The following is a 16,840-nucleotide window of genomic DNA, read 5'->3' as shown; positions in this document are numbered from 1 at the left end:
CGCCGCGTCCCGCGCTGGTAGCTTGGCGTCATGACGGATGATCAGCTTCCTGATCCTGTGCCCATCCCCGAAACCACGAGTTCGTGCCTCGTCACGGGGGCGACGGGTTACATCGGCGGTCGGCTCGCACCGCGTTTGATCGAGGCTGGTCACAAAGTTCGCGTGCTCGCGCGCACCCCCGACAAGCTTCGTGATGTCCCCTGGTCTCCCGACGCTGAGATCGTACAAGGCGACCTCACCGACGCTGACAGTCTGCGCGCCGCATGTGACGGCATCGACGTCGTGTACTACCTCGTCCATTCGATGGGCGGCGCCGGCAAGTTCGCCGACCTTGAACGGGACTCCGCGCGCAACTTCGTCGCCGCAGCTGAAGCCGCTGGAGTCAAAAGAATCGTCTATCTCGGTGGGCTGCACCCTGCGGACGGAGATCTCTCACCGCATCTGCGTTCGCGTGCCGAAGTCGGCGACATTCTGCTGGCCTCGTCGATCCCTACAGTGGTGCTGCAAGCCGGTGTCGTCATCGGTTCAGGTTCCGCGTCGTTCGAGATGATCCGTCACCTCACCGACCGGCTGCCCGTCATGGTGACACCTAAGTGGGTGAAAAATCGCATTCAGCCGATCGCTGTTCGTGACGCGCTCTACTACCTGCTCTCGTTCGCGGACCTCACCGTGGCCGAAGGAGTGAATCGGTCCTTCGACATCGGGGGCCCGGACGTGATGGAGTACGGCCAAATGATGCGCACGTACGGCGACGTCGCAGGCCTCCCGAAACGGCGCATGCTGGTCGTCCCGGTGCTGACGCCGCGGCTCGCGGGCCATTGGATCAACCTGGTGACCCCGGTGCCCAAAGCCCTCGCGATGCCCCTCATCGAGTCGCTGCAATGCGAAGCCGTCGCGCACGAAAATGACATCGACGGCTACGTCCCGCAGCCGGAGGGCGGACTCACTCCGTACCGCCGCTCCGTCTACCTCGCGCTACAGAGGATCGAGGACGGCAAGGTCGAGACCCGCTGGTCCAACGCGGCAGTGCCTGACACACCATCGGATCTGCTGCCGTCTGATCCCGACTGGGCGGGCGAAACCGCCTACACCGATCTCCGCACCCAATCGACCTCGGCGTCCCCTGAAAAGCTGTGGGCAGTGATCGAGGGTATCGGCGGTGAAAACGGCTGGTATTCATTCCCGTTGGCCTGGACGATTCGCGGCTGGATGGACCGGGTCGTCGGAGGCGTAGGTTTGCGCCGCGGGCGCCGTGACCCCCACCGGCTCTACAAGGGTGAGGCACTGGATTTCTGGCGCGTCGAGGAAATCGAGCACGGATCGCTTTTGCGGCTGCGAGCAGAAATGAAGGTGCCGGGGGGTGCGTGGCTTGAGATGCGCGTACAGCCACACGACGACGGCTCCGAACTGCTGCAGCGTGCAGTGTTCTTCCCGCGCGGCTTATTCGGGCGCCTGTACTGGTTTTCGATCCTTCCCTTCCACGGGATCATTTTCCAGGGCATGGCGAGGAACATCACGCAGACAGCGGAACGAACTCCTTAGCAGTTCCGTTCAGCAAACGGACTTCGCGACCATCCCACCGTTTCCGCAGCCATCTGTCGTGCGAAGCGACAATCAGAGCGCCGGGAGCCGAATCGAAAGCATCTTCGAGTTCCTCCACCAGCCGTAGTGACAGGTGATTACTCGGTTCGTCGAGCAGCAAGACATCGGGCGGGCTGGCGAGCAGAATCGCGAGTGCGAGTCTGCGCCGCTGCCCAACCGACAAGTGCGCGACGGATGAGTCAGCTTGCGTCGCGGTGAGTAAGCCCAGTTCCATGAGGCTCGGCACGTCGTCGCCAGCGTGTTCCCGGTAGACGAGCGACGCGCTGCGATGCGCCCGGATGAACGAGACGTCTTGAAGCAGCATTTTCCGGGTCACCCCGTCAGCCACCTTCACTGATCCGGACGTGGGCTGCAGGGTCCCCGCGAGCACACTCAGCAGCGTCGACTTCCCGGCTCCGTTCGGACCTGTTACCAGCAGACGTTCCGAACTGGTGATCTCGAGCGCCTCGATCGTCAGCCTTCGCGGCACAACAACGTCGGTCGCCGTGAGCGCGGGCTCCTCGATGACGCTGGCACTTGTCAGGGACGCGCGGAATTTAAGGAGCTGGGACGGTGCCGCAACCTGGTCGCGTTCCAGTTCGTCAAGACGGCGCTGCGCATTGCGCACCCTTCGGGATACTTGTTTCTCGACCCGGCCGCCTAAGCGGTCGTAGCCGAGTTTGTTGTTGTCCCGCATCGGGCGGCCGTGACTGACCTCGCGTGCGGTGACAGTGACCGAGTGTTCCAGCTCGTGCAGTTCCGCTTGTTCGGCCGCATACTGCTGTTCCCACCTGACGCGTTCCTTCTGCTTCTCGGACAGATAGTGCGAATAGCTGCCGCCGTAGCGGGTCACGCCGCCGCGTGACGGGTCGAGATCAATCACCGTCGTGCACACCGCATCGAGGAAGGCGCGGTCGTGGGACGCGAGAACAACGGTGCCGGGCAGCGTGCGTAAATGCTCCTCGACGAACGTTGTCGCTGTTTCGTCCAGGTGGTTTGTCGGCTCGTCGAGCAGGAGCGCACGTGGCTGCCGGATCAGCAGCACCGCGAGCGCGAGCCGGGACCGCTGCCCGCCCGAAATGGCCTGAAGGGGTGTCGTCCGGGCGATCCCGCTGAGACCGAGCCGATCGAGGACCTTCTCCGCTCTGCTCTCAGCGTCCCACAACCCGGTTTCTTCGGCGCGGGACAGAAGGGCTCCGTAGCGCGCAAGCATTACGGGATCATCCGGTTTGTCTGCGAGTTCAGCTGCAGTGAGTGAAAGTTCGGCAGAGAGCTGCAGCGTGAGCGCCAGCGCGTCGTCGATTGCTTCCTGGAGTGTCGTCTCCGGAGAGTACGGCAGCTCCTGAGCGAGAAACCCTGAATCCAAAGGGCGTTCGAGGGTGCCGCCGTCAGGCTCTTCAACCCCCGCGAGCAGCCTGAGGAGCGTTGACTTCCCTGCGCCGTTCTCACCGACCAGGCCGATGCGCTCACCTGGCGAAGCAGTGAGGCTCAGTCCATCGATGACGCGGCGTCCATCATAAATCTTGACAAGATCAATTGCGCGCAGAATTTCGTGAGGCATAGACACCCATCCGTCGGTACGGACAACCCGCCGGGCAGGTGATGCGCACAGCGGGAACGACAGGTGTCAGCTCTTCATGTCGTCGAGTGTGCCTGCGGCGCGGGCCGCACGCAAGTGGTTTATTCCGTGACTGCCGCGGCGAACTGACTCATGTACAGCCGGTGGTAGGCGCCGCGTGCTGCGATCAAGTCGTCGTGGGAGCCTTGTTCGACGATGCGCCCGTCCTCCATGACGAGAATGACGTCCGCGTCCCGAATGGTTGACAGCCGATGGGCGATCACAAACGCTGTGCGGTCGGCGCGAAGCCGTGCCATTGCTTGCTGGATCAGCAGTTCCGTGCGGGTATCCACGGACGATGTCGCTTCGTCGAGGATCAGGATCTGCGGCTCTGAGACGAAAGCCCGCGCGATCGTGATGAGCTGCTGCTCCCCCACGCTGACGTTCCCGGACTCTTCATCGAGCACCGTGTCATACCCGTCGGGCAGTGTGCGTGTGAACCGGTCGACATAACTGTCTTTCGCCGCAGCGATCACCGCAGCGTCATCGGTGATGTCCGCGCCGTACCGGATGTTGTCTCTGATGGACGCACCGAGGAGCCACGTGTCTTGCAGGACCATTCCGATGCGGGAACGCAATTCGGCGCGACTCATTCGGCGGGTGTCGATACCGTCGATGCGGATCGATCCCGAATCGATGTCGTAGAAGCGCATCAACAGGTTCACGAGCGTCGTTTTTCCCGCGCCGGTAGGGCCGACGATGGCGACCATCTGCCCTGGCTCCACTGTCAGCGACAGGTCGTCGATGAGCGGCTGTTCGGGCCGGTAGCGGAACGACACGTGGTCGAACTCGACGTGTCCACGCGGGTCGGCGATTATCTGCTCATCGACCGGGTCAGCGGTTTCTTCTTCGGCGTCGAGCAATTCGAACACTCGCTCAGCCGACGCGACGCCGGACTGCAGGACGCTCACCATGGACGCGAGTTGCGACAGCGGCTGCGTGAACTGGCGTGAGTACTGGATGAAGGCCTGCACCTCACCGAGACTCATCGAACCGCTGGCCACGCGCATGCCACCGATCACCGCGACAAGGACGTAGTTGAGGTTCCCCAGGAACTGGATCATGGGCATAACCAGCCCAGACAGGAACTGCGCTTTAAACGCGGACAGCTGCAGCTTCTCGTTGTGCGCATCGAACACCTGCTGTGCGTCCTCTTCACGGCCGTACGCGAGAACGAGTTCGTGGCCGGTGTGCGACTCTTCGACGTGCCCATTGAGTTTGCCGGTGTGACGCCACTGGCCAGCGTAGTGCGGCTGCGCCCGGCGCATGATAAGTGCCGTCACCACCATCGCGGCGGGAACCGTCAGCAGTGCGATCACGGCGAGCAGCGGCGATATCCACACCATCATCGCTAGCACCGCGACAACTGTGAGCAGCGAGTTCAGCATCTGGCTGATCGTCTGCTGCAAGCTCTGTGAGAGATTGTCGATGTCGTTGGTGACACGACTCAGAACGTCACCACGCTGGTGCCGGTCAAAGTAGACCAGCGGCAGGCGATGCACCTTTCCCTCCACGTCAGCCCGCAGCTGGCGGATGACGCTCTGCACCACAATGTTCAGGATGTAGCCGGATGCCCAGGCGCACAGCGATGCCATTAAGTAGATCGCGAGCGCGAGGTACAGCACCCGCGCAAGCGCGCTGAAATCGACACCTGAACCGGGGACAAGAGTCATACCGGACACCATGTCCGCGAATGTGTCGCGTCCTTCGGCGCGGAGTTGCGCCACCGCTTCGTCACGGGTGAGCCCGGCGGGAAGATCGCGTCCGATCACGCCGTTGAAGATGATGTCGGTGCCCCAGCCGAGGATGCGGGGACCGATCGCGTTCAGCGCGACGGACGTGACGGTGCAGGCGAGTACAGCGATCAGTGCGATTTTGCGCGGCACCAGCCGGCGAAACAAGCGCCGCACGGTGGGCACGAACTGGCTGGCGCGGTCGTTCGGGTTGCCCGGTGTGGTGGCGGGCGCCATTGGCCTGGTCATCGCGCTCCTGTCATTGGACCACCATCTGTGACTCGACGGTTTCCCGATACTCGGCGCAAGTGTGAACAAGCTGGTCGTGCGTACCGAGGCCGACGATACGTCCGCCTTCGAGCACGAGGATCTGGTCGGCGTTCTTAATAGTGGCGATGCGCTGGCCGACGATCAGGACGGCAGAGTTGCGCGTGTGCGGTTCGAGCGCGGCGCGCAGTCGCGCGTCGGTGGCGACGTCGAGCGCTGAGAACGAGTCGTCGAAGAGGTAGACGCTGGGTTTGCGTACCAGCGCCCGGGCGATCGCGAGCCGCTGGCGCTGCCCGCCCGACACTGTCGTACCACCCTGCGCCACGGCGGTGTCGAGGCCATCGGGCATTGCCTTCACGAAGTCCGCCGCTTGCGCGATCTCCAGTGCTTCCCATAGTTCGCTGTCGGTGGCGTCAGGCTTGCCGTAGCGCAGGTTCGTCGCGATAGTGCCCGAGAACAGGAAGGCCCGCTGCGGAATGTATCCCAACGATGATCGAAGTACCGGGGGGTCGAGATCGCGGACATCGACCCCGCCGACGACAACAGCACCGCTCGTCGCGTCTATCAACCGCGGGATGAGGTGCAGGACGGTGGATTTCCCTGATCCGGTCGCGCCGATGAGGGCCGTCGTCGTGCCGGGTGTGACGGTGAACGAAATGTTCTCGATGACTGGCTTTTCCGCACCGGGGTAACAGAAGGTGGTGTCGCGGAATTCAACGGTGCCAGGCGTCGGCATTGCCGTGACAGGGTCAGCCGGGTAGATGATCGACGAGGGCGTGCGGAGCACTTCCATGATTCGGTCCGCGCAGACAGCCGCGCGCGGTACCTGTGACGCCATGAACGTGACGAACATGATGGACATCAGGATGAGCATCAAGTAGTTGATCATTGCTGTCAGCGAGCCGACCTGCATTCGTCCAGCACTGATCTCGATGCCGCCAAACCAGATCACGCCGACAAATGTCACGTTCAAGATCAGCATGACCGCTGGGAACGCGATCGCCAATAGCCGGCCAACACGGAGCGCGGTGTCGGTCAGTTCGTTGTTGGCGTGGGCGAACCGCTTCATCTCCCAGGGTTCTCGCACGAACGCACGCACCACCCGCACTCCGGTGATCTGTTCGCGCAGCACCCGGTTCACGGTGTCAATTCGCGATTGCATGACCTGGTAGGCCGGGATCATCTTCGCGATGATGAAACCCATCGTGAACGCGAGTGCAGGCACACTTACGGCGATCAGCCACGACAGCCGGATTTCCTCCCGCACGGCCATGATGATGCCGCCAACACACATCACTGGAGCCAGAACGAGCATGGTCAGCACCATCATGATCAGGGTCTGCACCTGAAGGACATCGTTGGTGTTGCGGGTGATGAGCGACGGCGCACCGAAGAGCCCCATCTCACGGGCAGAGAACCCGCTGACGCGGCGGAACACATCCCGCCGCACCGCAGCCCCGACTGCGGTCGCTGTCTTCGCCGACAGGTACACCGCACCGACCAGGCAGACGATCTGCACTGCGGCCACGGCGAGCATCACGCCACCAACCCGCACGATGTACGGGATGTCGCCGCGGGTGACGCCGAAGTCGATGATGTCCGCGTTCAGCCGGGGCAAAAACAGCGCAGCGAAGGCACCGACGAACTGCAGCACGACAATTCCCGCGAGCGCCCTCCGATGCGCTGCCAGGTACGTTCTCAGTAGGGAAAGCAGCACCCTCCGAGCCTACGAGTACACCGCTGACCCAGTTCCCTGCACCCTGTTATTTTGACTGAGCTTTACACTATTCGCGGCCCGCGGATATCCAGTCGTCACTCGCAAAGCTCAGATTTCTGCCACCCTCTACGAGATCGGACGCACTGTCGAGCCGCGCGAGCTGATCACCCGACAGTGCGATCGTTGTCGCGGCAGCGTTCTCCCGGACCCGCGCAGCACTGCGCGTGCCGGGGATCGGTACTACCGGAATGCCGAGCCGCTCACCCTGCGCGTAAAGCCAGGCGAGGGCGATTTGTGCGGGGGTCGCCCCAAGCTCGTCGGCGACTTCACGGATGATGTGCACAACTTTCTGGTTGGCGCCGAAGTTCGTATCGAACCGCGCCTGCCCGGCACGCATGCTTGAAGCCACAGCGTCTCGCGTGAGTGTTCCAGTGAGGAAGCCGCGACCGAGCGGCGCGTACGGCACAAACCCTGTGCCCAGTTCTATCGCTGTCGGCACTACCTCGCGCTCCACGTCGCGGCTCCACACACTCCACTCACTCTGCACGGCCGCAATCGGATGCACAGCGGATGCCTCACGGAGCTCAGTTGCGGTGACTTCGCTCAGCCCGAGGTGCCGGACCTTGCCCTCTTGTACGAGTTCGGCCATCGCAGCGACAGTTTCACCAATCGGCCGGGCAAGCTCCCGGCGGTGCATGTAGTACAGGTCGATGACGTCGGTTCCCAGCCGCCGCAGTGACGCCTCGCACGCCTCGCGCACATAGTCACGGTCTCCGCGCGTGCCGACACCTGGCCCCACCTGTCCGGTGATACCGAACTTCGTCGCGATCTGAACTTCGTCGCGGCGCACGTCCAGAATTTGCGCGATGAGTTCCTCGTTCGTGCCAGCTGGCCCCACAGCCCCGGGCTGGGGCTTGCCATAGACGTCGGCAGTGTCGAGCAGCGTCACCCCCGCGTCAATCGCTGCGTGGAGCGTCTTCAGTGCTTCTTCGGGTTCCGTTTCACCGTAGACGTGAGTGAGCGCCATACCGCCGAAGCCGAGTTTGCTGACCACCAGGCCGTCCCCGAGTTCGATCTGGGACACCGTCATTCTGTTCTCCTCTGTTCGGATCGTACGTTCGCGTCGCGAATAGGGGTCTCCCCGCAGTCACGCCCCTCGGCGATCAGCCGCGAATAGTGGTCGATCTTTTCCTCAATAGCGTCGACATCGAGGAGCAGTTCACGGATTCGCGAGAGAACCTCCTCGCGGTGGTCTGTCAGGAGTTGCATCCGACGGCCGTGGGTCTCAGCGCCCGCCGACACCATTTCGACAAAGGCTTTCATCTGTTTGACTGGCATCCCCGTACGGCGCAGCCGGACCAGCAGTTCGATCATGCGGATGGTCGGCTCGTCGTACCGGCGCCGTCCGTGGGTGCCCCGGGAGACGTGCGGGATCAGCCCCTCATTCTCGTACCAGCGCAATGTGTCCTTGCTGAGCCCTGTGCGCTCCGAAACGTCAGCAATGCCGAGCAACTCACTCATACCGACAACGCTAAGTGCTGGAGTGCACTCCAGCGCAAGAAGAGAATCGTTAATTTTCCGAGTGCTGCCGTGGCGCTGAGCCCGGCGATCGCGCGATGAGCACCATGCCCGCGATGATGGCTGCCACCCCCGCCGCGCCAAGCACCGTAAGTGGCTCAGCAAGCAGGGTCACGGCGAGCAGTGCGGCAACAAGCGGTTCCGCGAGCGTCACTGTCGCCGCCGACGCCGCAGTGACGCTTGCGAGTCCCTTGATCCACAGAAAATAGGGAATCGCCGTCGCTGCGACTCCGAGCCACAAGGCCGCAACGAGCGCGTCGCTGGTGAACACCCACGAGAAGTCCTCGCCCAATTGAGTGAGCACCAGCAGCACAGCGGCGATCACGAACAACGACGCGACAATGGTTTCGCCGGGCACACCGTTGAGGAGCAGCAGGCGCGCGAGGACCGTGTAGCACGCGTAGGCGAGACCGGCGCCGAGCGCGAAAAGCACGCCATTCCAGTCGACGGGGTCGCCCGACCAGGGCGCGAGCAGCAGCACCAGGCCCGTCAGAACGATCCCCGTCGCGGTCATCCATCGGGACGTGATTCGTTCACGCAGCAAAAGTCCGAGTAGTCCAGTGAAGACGGGGCCAGAGCCGATGGCCACCAGCGTGCCGACCGCCACGCCGGTGGCACGGACGCCGGAGAAGAAGCACACCTGGAACAGGACGATCGAGACGGCGGACGCAGTGATCAGCAGCGCGACGAGCCCGCGTTTCATCGTGACCGAGGACGGCGCGACTGTTTTCGGGCGCAAGAGGAGGACGAAAAAGCCGAGCAGTGCGCCACCAATAACGAGACGAACGGTGGCGGTTTGTGCTGGAGTCACCTCGCTGGGCAGAAACGCCTGGGCGGTGCCCGCGGTGCCCCAGAGGCTCGCGCCAAGAAGCACCAGTAGCCAGCCTGGAACTGCGTTGACTCTCACCCCTGTGCACGGTAGCGATGTCGGCGCGAATTTGCACGCCCCTACCCTTCACTATCCCGGCTTGCGCAACTCTTACAAGGTTCAAACGAGGTGTTTCAAGGGCCTTGATTTGGCGCCTCGCGAGTCATTCTTCGAACTGGCAATTACGTTATTTACGTGCAGTTTTACCGTGTAATTCCCATGGTGGCAGTTAACAGTATGTCACTGGCGAGCCCTTCACCCGGGCAACCGCTTTCAGCCCGCCCGAGACCCAGCGCTTACTAGTACGATCCGCGGGCGACACACAACTTGGACACGCACACAGAAAGTCTCTGTTACTCAATTGTGTCAAAACTGATTCATAAACGCGGTCTGCATGCGAAGCTTCTTTTTGCCATGAAAAGAATGCTGACCGCTCTCGGTTCCCTCATTGTCGCGCTCGGGTCGACGCTCGCGCTTGCCGCGCCCGCGTCGGCTAATACCGCGCCCACGGAATATGTGCCGTGGCTTCAGAAATCCGCAACGCAATGTTCCGGAATCACCGCGTCGCTTCTTGCCGCGCAGATTCACGCAGAAAGCGACTTCCGGAAGAATGCTGTCAGCAGGTCCAATGCGCAAGGACCAGCACAATTCATTCCCGGCACCTGGGCTATCTGGGGTGTTGACGCAGATGGGGATGGTAAGGCAGATCCCTTTAGCATTCCCGACGCCGTGATGTCACAGGGCCGATTTATGTGCCATCTGCTCGACCGAACCACTAGCGGTGTGCGATCCGGACAACTCCGCGGCGACCCGCTCGACCTCGCAATCGCTGCCTACAACGCTGGTTTAGGCGCTATCACCCGCGCCGGGGGCATGCCCTCCGGTGGGGCCTATACGACCGAAACCCGGCCGTATGTCCAGAAAATCCGCATGCTCGAACCCGGTTACCGTTACCTCAACAGCGGAGTGAGCCCACTGCCCACCGTGCCGTTCGTGCTTCCTGATCTGCCGCTGGACCTCCTCGATTTCGGCTCGATCGGTTCACTCGGGGAACTCAGCTAGCAAAAATGCACCCTCAGTTCGGTTTCTTCCTGACTCCCAACGCGAGTGACGCGAGCAGCCTGGTCTCCACTGCCAGGCTGCTCGACGAACTTGGCTACGACTTTGCGGGGATTCAGGACCACCCGTACCAGCGCCGCTTCCTCGACACGTGGACGCTTATCAGCTACCTGGCAGCGCACACGCGGAACATCCGGTTTTTCCCGGACGTAGCGAGCCTGCCGCTGAGACCACCAGCTATTCTCGCGAAAAGTGCTGCTTCGCTTGATGTGCTGAGTGGCGGCCGAGTCGAGGTCGGGCTCGGCGCTGGCGCTTTCTGGGACGCTATCGAGGGCATGGGCGGCCCCCGCCGCTCGCCTGGCGAAGCACTGCAAGCCTTGCGTGAGGCAATCGACGTCATGCGCCTGATGTGGTCGGATCAGCGCTCAGTGTCCTACGACGGAGAGATTTACCAGCTCAACGGAATTCACCCCGGGCCTGTTCCAGCGCATGCTATCGAGATCTGGCTCGGCGTGACCGGGCCGCGCGCGCTCGCACTTCTTGGCTCGCATGCTGACGGCTGGGTGCCGTCAATGAGTTTCGTTCCTCCAGAGAAGCTCCCCGGTTTGCAGGCTCGCATTGATGATGCTGCGGTGGCAGCGAATCGCGATCCGGCCGCAATCCGCCGCGTCTACAACATCTGGGGTGAGTTCGAGCGCAACGAGTGGATCGATCTCCTCAGCGGACTAGCTCGCGATCAACGGATCGGTACCTTCATCCTCGGCGGGCCTGATGACGAAGCGACGCTGAGGTGGTTCGCCGAAGACATCATTCCGGCCGTTCGGGCAGAGGTGTCCGGGTAACAGGACGGTTAGGCACTGCGCGTCGCCGCCAGGATGGTCTTCGCTACTAGTTCGGGATCGTCGATCATCGGCACATGCCCTACCCCTGGCAGGACGTGAAATGTCGCGCCGGGCAGTCGTTCCCGGGCGATAGCACCGTTGACCGCAGGGGGAAATATCGCATCGTGCTCAGCCCACGCGAGTGTGACGGGGCACGGCAGCGGATCGAGCGCGGCGACTGCTTCACGGGTACCCAGCAGGTCGTGGGTTACCGCGCATCCGAGCAGGTCATCGACTGCGGCGAGCGCTTCGTCAGCAGTCAATTTGTCTGCGCGCTGGGCGATATCACGCATTGCGAGGCGGCGGACCTTGGCTGACTTTAGAAACAAAGGCGCTACCGGCCGCGTGTAGCGACTCAGCGCTACTTCCCGTCGCAGCCTCGCCACGCCGTCTGCTTGACTGTGGCTGCCTGCGTCCCAGAACCCAGCTGGAGAGAGGGCACACACTGACGCCGCACGGCCGCGCCGGGCGAGTTCAATCGCAATCCAGCCGCCCAGCGAGTTGCCGGCAAGATGCGGACGCTCGAGTTCTGACTCGTCGAGCATCCGCTCGGCGGCGTCAACGAGGTGCCTGATGAGTGCAGGCCGTTGCAGCGCAGGCGGACCCCCTTTGTGGCCAAGCGCAGTAGGGGTGTGTACGTCGTATTGATCGGTCAGCAGCGGTACAACACGGTCCCACACCCGGCCCGACATGGTGACGCCGTGCAGGAGAACAAGGGCTGGTTTACTCATCGGCTAATCGTCGTGCCGGACCTTGTGCTGGCTGAGAACTGACACGCGGTTGAACGCGTTGATCGTGATCACAGTCCAGTTGAGTGCCGATATCTGATCTTTCGTGAAATGGTTCGAAGCCCAGTTGAACGCCTCGTCACGTCTGGTCTCATCGGTGATCAGCGTGACCGCCTCAGCCAGTGCTAGCGCAGCCTTTTCGCGTGCGTCGAAAAGGTTCGATTCCCTCCATGCCGGCAGCAGGGTGATGCGCCGATATGTCTCACCGTTGTCGAGAGCCGCCTTCGCGTGCACGTCGAGACAATACGCACAGGCGTTTATTTGTGATGCTCTCAGGTTAACCAGTTCTAAGAGGCGCCGATCGAGCCCGGTGTCACGAGCTGCGGACCGCACCGTGCGGGCTGTGGCGAGGTAGGACTTGAAGATTTCGGGGTGATGCTTGTCGAGCGATGGACGAACCATGACTTTCTCCCGCTAGGTTGTTGACGCATCAAACATAACGCTTTAGAGTCCACCCAGTTGAAGGTTCAACATTAACCGGACCCATAGACCGATCCGCCCCCGATTGTGCTGGAGGATCATATGAAGCTCGCAGTTATCTACTACTCCGCAACCGGCCATGGAACGACCATGGCACACCGCATCGCAAAAGCAGCCGAAAACGTCGGTGCAGAAGTGCGAGTCCGCCACATTGCCGAGACCGCCGATCCCTCCACGTTCGCCGACAACCCCGCCTGGAAGGCGAATTACGAGGCAACCAAGAACCTCCCTGAAGCCACGGGTGACGACATCGTCTGGGCTGACGCCATCATCTTCGGCTCCCCCACCCGATTCGGCGCCACGTCCGCGCAGTTCCAGAGTTTCGTCGACTCGCTCGGCGGCCTATGGGCAGAGGGCAAGCTCGCAGACAAGGTGTATGCAGGGTTCACATCCAGCAAGTCCGCGCATGGCGGCCAAGAGACAACTCTCATCAACCTCTACACGTCGCTGATGCATTTCGGTGGCGTCATCGTGCCGCCCGGATACACCAGCGAACTCAAGTTCAGTGACGGCAATCCCTACGGCGTAAGCCACGTGACTGGGCCAGACAACACTGACGAACTCACCAGCGATACCGAAGCAGCGCTTGAACACCTCGCCACGCGGGTCGTAGAGACTGCCAGAAAGCTCGCCGGGTAATCCCGGCGATAGGAGGAGCCGGCCTCAGTGCGCATCAATGGTGCTGCGCGCCGAGCCCGGCTCCTTTCCGCTGCGCTTCGTGGACGTTGCTCAGACTCGTTCGAGTTCGAGCAGGAATTCGATGACGCCGCTGTCGTCCACGGCGATCCCGGCGATGCTTGGTTCCGGAATGTCGAAGTCCGCGAATACCACCGGCACACTGCCGGACACACTCACAGCGTCTCCCGCAGATTGCACATCGAGGTCGACGGTCACCGTGCGCGTCACACCGCGAACCGTAAGGTCTCCAGTCACCGGGACCGTGAACGGACCTTCCCCATCGGGGATCGTGACATCCCCGGTCTGCAGAAACGTTGACTCCGGGTACGTTTCGGTATCCATGATGCGACCACGGTACTGATTGTCCCTGCGTTCGTCGTCAGTCTCGACCGACGCCATGTCCACACTGACGGACACGCCGGAGAGAGCTCCGTCGTCGATCGACGCCGTTCCCGATACCTGGTCCGTGCGACCCACAACGGTCACGTCCTGCCCCCACAGAATTTCGTCGACCCGATACCCCGCTACCGAATTGTTCGTGACCGTCCACTCACCTTCGAGCGCGACGGGATCGCCATCCGCGATCTGCCCGCCATTCGTTGGGAGGCGAAGCTCTTCTGGCTGCTCGCCCACGATGAAACGGCTATACGCCCACGGGCCAGCTACGACTATCGCAACAACAAGTACAAGCGCGGCTACACCGGCGATCACAAGTGCACGTGTTCTGTTCACGCCGATAGGGTATAAGGCAAACCTAAGTGTGGACTGTGTGGGCGGCGCTGATCACTTTCGATGAGGAAGACGGCGGCGCACGGCACCAAAAGCCAGCTCGGCAGAAACCCACGCGCTGAGGACGCGCGGAACGAACGTGCGCAGAGCCCACTTCGATCGCCGTTCGAGTTCAGCCGTCTGGTCGGCGAGTTCGTGAAGCCGCGCGTTGACCACCCCGTTCACGATTTCTAACGCGGCCGCGGGTCGCGTGTCGAGGATGCTATGCGCGGTATCGGGGAACAGCAACAGCGTCGAGTTGGGCAGCGCGTCCGCGGTACGCTGAGCGACCTCGACCGGAGAGCGGAGGTCCCGCGCACCACACACCACCGCGACGGGGCAGGTAACGCTGGCGAGGGCGGGCCGCAGATTCTCCGGCTCCCCCTCGTAGGCACCGAATTTCCTGATAGTCCGATCGAACAGCGCCACCGGGTCAAACGGGCGCCCATCCGGAACCGTGCTGTCGACTTCCCGATGCATGATGACGCCGACGAGGTCGAACTCCATCACGTACCGCGTCGTCGTGTGCAGTTCATTGTCCCCCGCGTTCGCAACCCAGTTCCAGGCCCGCTTATGGCCCTTTTCGAGCGCATCAAGCAGCTTGTTCGCCAGTTCGTCGCCGCCAAACTCGAGCGTTGGCGGAAGCACGCGAACCGCGTCACGTTCTGAGAGAAGTCCTTTATCGATGAGATCAATGATGCGACTGCTGAGCGGCCCGCGATCGGTCAGAATTGTCCGGATGAGCCGCCGTCGCACTTCATGTTCGTCGACCGAACTGAACGTCGAATCAAGCACGAGCCCGCTGATCCGGTCCGCCGCGGCGATGACGAGTTTCTGTGCCACCCAGCCGCCGTAGGACGTTCCGTAAACAGTGACCCCGGTGTCCCAGCCGAGGTCGTCGAGAACAGTGATCGTATCCCCCACCACGGCATCGACCGTCAATACGTCAAGCGGAAGGTCTGTTCCGTCGGCGGCACACCGTGACAAGCCGACCCCACGGTGCTCGACCATTGCAACCTGGTACCCGGCTTTCGCGAAACGCTTGCGGAGCAATCGGTACGGCAAGACAGACGCCAGCCCTGGACCGCCCGGGATCAGCAGCACGCGTCTTCCGTCCTCTGGCCCTTCGACAACGTAGCGCAGCGGAAATGTTGGCGGGCCAGCGCGGTGGATCGTGTGGACACCCGGGAACTTCAGGACACGTGCTTCCGAAACCACAGCAGGAGACCGCCTTACGTTGGGACCTACAGGTCAGGTGATCGCGTAGTTCGCCATCATCCCCATATCTTCATGTTCGTAGGTGTGGCAGTGAAAAGTATATTTGCCGCGATAACCGTCGAAACGGATGATCACGCGCGCACTCCCTCGAAGACCCAAGGCGAGGGTATCTTTCCAGCCGTACGTATCAACTCCAGGAATGTCGAGAACCTGGAACGGGACGTGGTGGATATGGAAAGGATGCCGCAGGTCGCTGCTCAGCTGCCAGATTTCGGTATCTCCGAGAGCTGGCGCGGCCGCGATGTGGTCCGGGTCGAACAAATGCCCTCCTATCGGCCACAGCGCACCGTCATGCTGGTTGCGCCGCGCAAAGTGAAACGTGCGGGTACGTACAGCCTGCGACTCATCGAGACGCTCAAGATGCGACAGGACTGGGGGCGTCGAGTAGGACGGCCCCAGCTCAGAACCGACACGAAACTGCAGCACATCGCTGCAGTGCTCGTCACCATAGCGGTTCCGCAGAACGACGTTCTCCCCCGCGCTGAACGATGAGAAATCGACGAGCACGTCAGCCCGCTCAGAGGGAGCCAGTGCGAAGCTCCGCAACTCGACTGGCGCGGCGAGCAGTCCACCGTCTGAGCCGATAAGCAGAAAGGGCTCACGGCCCGGCGGGGCAGGAACGAGTTCGAATCTGTAATGCCGTGCGTTACTGGCATTCACGATTCGCAGTCGGTAGACGCCGCGCGAAACCGGGTGAAACGGCGCAGGAACTCCGTTGACCAGCAACACATCCCCCAGAACACCGTTCGCGAAATCGGGCAGAACCCCAGGTGGCGACACCAGTTCAGGATCGCGAGACGGGTATAAGAATCTTCCGTCGCGACCGAAAGACCTGTCGGTGACCATCAAGGGAAGCTCGTACTCACCGGTGGGCAGGCCGAGCGCGGCTTCTTCATCATCACGGTGAATGTGCATGGCCGCTAAGCCGCGCCACACTTGCGGTCCGGTGAAGTCCATACGGTGGTCGTGGTACCAGAGCAGCGCTGCCCGCTGATCGAGTGGGTACGTATAGTCCCGCTCCCCATGGCTGATTGCACCGGAATGCTCATGCCCATGTTCCCAGCCTTGAGCCGGCAAAAGTAGGTCCGTGGGGTAGCCGTCGTCCGCCGCAGGCGTACGGCCACCGTGGAGGTGTGTGCTCACCGGCGCGGGAAGCTCGTTGCGTGTGTGGATGACGACGCGCCGCCCGCGCTGGGACTCAATCAGCGGGCCGGGAAACTCTCCGTTGTAACCCCAGATCGGGGTCTCCAGGCCCGGAACGATTTCTTGCAACGCGGCGCGCACAGTGAGTTCGTAGTGATCAGTCCTCCCTACGGTTTGTACGGGACGCAGCACGGGCGGTATCGCGAGCGGCACTGTGAAAGATTCCGGGACGGACGCGCCGAGCACCATCAACCCGGTTTGTCCAGGCACTTTCCGGCCAAGGATTCCCTGATCCCCACCGGACACCGAGCATCCTGCGACGAATGGTCCCGCGAAGGCGGCGCCGACGAGCATTCGTCGCAGGAATTGTCGGCGGGAGCATTCCGCAGGGCCGCTCATGCAG

General features: G+C 62.3%; 15 protein-coding genes. 4 read left to right on the top strand and 11 right to left on the bottom strand.

Translation table 11 applies throughout. The annotated features are described in order from the left end of the window. Window positions 1-30: 30 nt before the first annotated feature. The gene (locus FHU29_RS04265; protein WP_064440307.1) at window positions 31-1,542 is read left to right on the top strand and encodes an SDR family oxidoreductase; all 1,512 of its coding nucleotides are present in this window, start codon (window positions 31-33) and stop codon (window positions 1,540-1,542) included. Here FHU29_RS04265 and FHU29_RS04260 read toward each other — a convergent pair. From FHU29_RS04260 to FHU29_RS04235, 6 genes are all read right to left on the bottom strand, one after another. After that, window positions 1,514-3,142: an ABC-F family ATP-binding cassette domain-containing protein gene (locus FHU29_RS04260; protein WP_064440306.1), complete on the bottom strand. Its 1,629-nt coding sequence runs from the start codon at window positions 3,140-3,142 to the stop codon at window positions 1,514-1,516. The two genes, FHU29_RS04265 and FHU29_RS04260, sit on opposite strands and share 29 nt — an antisense overlap. Before the next feature lie 119 nt (window positions 3,143-3,261). Beyond that, complete coding sequence (locus FHU29_RS04255; protein ID WP_064440305.1) at window positions 3,262-5,181, bottom strand: ABC transporter ATP-binding protein; 1,920 nt, start codon at window positions 5,179-5,181, stop codon at window positions 3,262-3,264. A gap of 10 nt (window positions 5,182-5,191) precedes the next feature. Continuing rightward, window positions 5,192-6,916, bottom strand: coding sequence for an ABC transporter ATP-binding protein (locus FHU29_RS04250; RefSeq protein ID WP_064440304.1), 1,725 nt, complete (start codon window positions 6,914-6,916; stop codon window positions 5,192-5,194). 67 nt (window positions 6,917-6,983) lie between these two features. Then, window positions 6,984-8,006, bottom strand: a complete 1,023-nt coding sequence (locus FHU29_RS04245) for an aldo/keto reductase (protein ID WP_064440303.1) — start codon at window positions 8,004-8,006, stop codon at window positions 6,984-6,986. Further along, window positions 8,003-8,437 (bottom strand): MerR family transcriptional regulator, encoded by a 435-nt coding sequence (locus FHU29_RS04240; RefSeq protein WP_064440302.1) that lies wholly within the window; start codon window positions 8,435-8,437, stop codon window positions 8,003-8,005. Before FHU29_RS04240 ends, FHU29_RS04245 begins: the two co-directional genes overlap by 4 nt. A 49-nt stretch (window positions 8,438-8,486) precedes the next feature. Then, window positions 8,487-9,401, bottom strand: coding sequence for a DMT family transporter (locus FHU29_RS04235; RefSeq protein WP_064440301.1), 915 nt, complete (start codon window positions 9,399-9,401; stop codon window positions 8,487-8,489). 384 nt (window positions 9,402-9,785) lie between these two features. On the opposite strand from FHU29_RS04235, the gene FHU29_RS04230 reads away from it, so the two are divergent. Both FHU29_RS04230 and FHU29_RS04225 read left to right on the top strand, forming a co-directional pair. After that, window positions 9,786-10,424 (top strand): lytic transglycosylase domain-containing protein, encoded by a 639-nt coding sequence (locus FHU29_RS04230; RefSeq protein ID WP_064440300.1) that lies wholly within the window; start codon window positions 9,786-9,788, stop codon window positions 10,422-10,424. A 5-nt stretch (window positions 10,425-10,429) separates the two neighbouring features. Further along, window positions 10,430-11,263: an LLM class flavin-dependent oxidoreductase gene (locus FHU29_RS04225; protein ID WP_064440299.1), complete on the top strand. Its 834-nt coding sequence runs from the start codon at window positions 10,430-10,432 to the stop codon at window positions 11,261-11,263. A gap of 8 nt (window positions 11,264-11,271) precedes the next feature. On the opposite strand, the gene FHU29_RS04220 is transcribed toward FHU29_RS04225, so the two are convergent. Both FHU29_RS04220 and FHU29_RS04215 read right to left on the bottom strand, forming a co-directional pair. Continuing rightward, the gene (locus FHU29_RS04220; protein WP_064440298.1) at window positions 11,272-12,033 is read right to left on the bottom strand and encodes an alpha/beta fold hydrolase; all 762 of its coding nucleotides are present in this window, start codon (window positions 12,031-12,033) and stop codon (window positions 11,272-11,274) included. A 3-nt stretch (window positions 12,034-12,036) separates the two neighbouring features. Continuing rightward, on the bottom strand, window positions 12,037-12,492 hold the full coding sequence (locus tag FHU29_RS04215; RefSeq protein WP_064440297.1) for a carboxymuconolactone decarboxylase family protein: 456 nt from the start codon (window positions 12,490-12,492) through the stop codon (window positions 12,037-12,039). 120 nt (window positions 12,493-12,612) lie between these two features. On the opposite strand from FHU29_RS04215, the gene wrbA reads away from it, so the two are divergent. Further along, window positions 12,613-13,209, top strand: a complete 597-nt coding sequence (wrbA, locus tag FHU29_RS04210) for an NAD(P)H:quinone oxidoreductase (protein ID WP_064440296.1) — start codon at window positions 12,613-12,615, stop codon at window positions 13,207-13,209. 90 nt (window positions 13,210-13,299) lie between these two features. Here the strand turns inward: wrbA and FHU29_RS04205 are convergent, their stop codons facing one another. Genes FHU29_RS04205 through FHU29_RS04195 form a run of 3 tightly spaced genes read right to left on the bottom strand, consistent with a single transcriptional unit; the run spans window position 13,300 to window position 16,836 of the window. Then, window positions 13,300-13,980, bottom strand: coding sequence for a YceI family protein (locus FHU29_RS04205; RefSeq protein WP_064440295.1), 681 nt, complete (start codon window positions 13,978-13,980; stop codon window positions 13,300-13,302). Window positions 13,981-14,031: 51 nt separating this feature from the next. After that, a complete protein-coding gene (locus tag FHU29_RS04200; protein WP_064440294.1) occupies window positions 14,032-15,234 on the bottom strand; it encodes an alpha/beta fold hydrolase in 1,203 nt (400 codons plus the stop codon). 33 nt (window positions 15,235-15,267) lie between these two features. Beyond that, window positions 15,268-16,836: a multicopper oxidase family protein gene (locus FHU29_RS04195; protein ID WP_232322955.1), complete on the bottom strand. Its 1,569-nt coding sequence runs from the start codon at window positions 16,834-16,836 to the stop codon at window positions 15,268-15,270. Window positions 16,837-16,840 lie beyond the last annotated feature (4 nt).

This window comes from Hoyosella altamirensis (genome assembly GCF_014191505.1).
GTDB classification, from domain to species: domain Bacteria; phylum Actinomycetota; class Actinomycetes; order Mycobacteriales; family Mycobacteriaceae; genus Hoyosella; species Hoyosella altamirensis.
The sequence above is the reverse complement of the archived record's forward strand: the minus strand, read 5'-3'. Positions and strand labels throughout refer to the sequence as shown.

Excerpts from the sequence above, each read along its gene's own strand:
- FHU29_RS04265 (WP_064440307.1), top strand. The coding sequence starts at position 31 with ATGACGGATGATCAGCTTCCTGATCCTGTGCCCATCCCCGAAACCACG.
- FHU29_RS04260 (WP_064440306.1), bottom strand. The coding sequence starts at position 3,142 with ATGCCTCACGAAATTCTGCGCGCAATTGATCTTGTCAAGATTTATGAT.
- FHU29_RS04255 (WP_064440305.1), bottom strand. The coding sequence starts at position 5,181 with ATGACCAGGCCAATGGCGCCCGCCACCACACCGGGCAACCCGAACGAC.
- FHU29_RS04245 (WP_064440303.1), bottom strand. The coding sequence starts at position 8,006 with ATGACGGTGTCCCAGATCGAACTCGGGGACGGCCTGGTGGTCAGCAAA.
- FHU29_RS04240 (WP_064440302.1), bottom strand. The coding sequence starts at position 8,437 with ATGAGTGAGTTGCTCGGCATTGCTGACGTTTCGGAGCGCACAGGGCTC.
- FHU29_RS04230 (WP_064440300.1), top strand. The coding sequence starts at position 9,786 with ATGCTGACCGCTCTCGGTTCCCTCATTGTCGCGCTCGGGTCGACGCTC.
- FHU29_RS04225 (WP_064440299.1), top strand. The coding sequence starts at position 10,430 with ATGCACCCTCAGTTCGGTTTCTTCCTGACTCCCAACGCGAGTGACGCG.
- FHU29_RS04220 (WP_064440298.1), bottom strand. The coding sequence starts at position 12,033 with ATGAGTAAACCAGCCCTTGTTCTCCTGCACGGCGTCACCATGTCGGGC.
- FHU29_RS04215 (WP_064440297.1), bottom strand. The coding sequence starts at position 12,492 with ATGGTTCGTCCATCGCTCGACAAGCATCACCCCGAAATCTTCAAGTCC.
- wrbA (WP_064440296.1), top strand. The coding sequence starts at position 12,613 with ATGAAGCTCGCAGTTATCTACTACTCCGCAACCGGCCATGGAACGACC.
- FHU29_RS04195 (WP_232322955.1), bottom strand. The coding sequence starts at position 16,836 with ATGAGCGGCCCTGCGGAATGCTCCCGCCGACAATTCCTGCGACGAATG.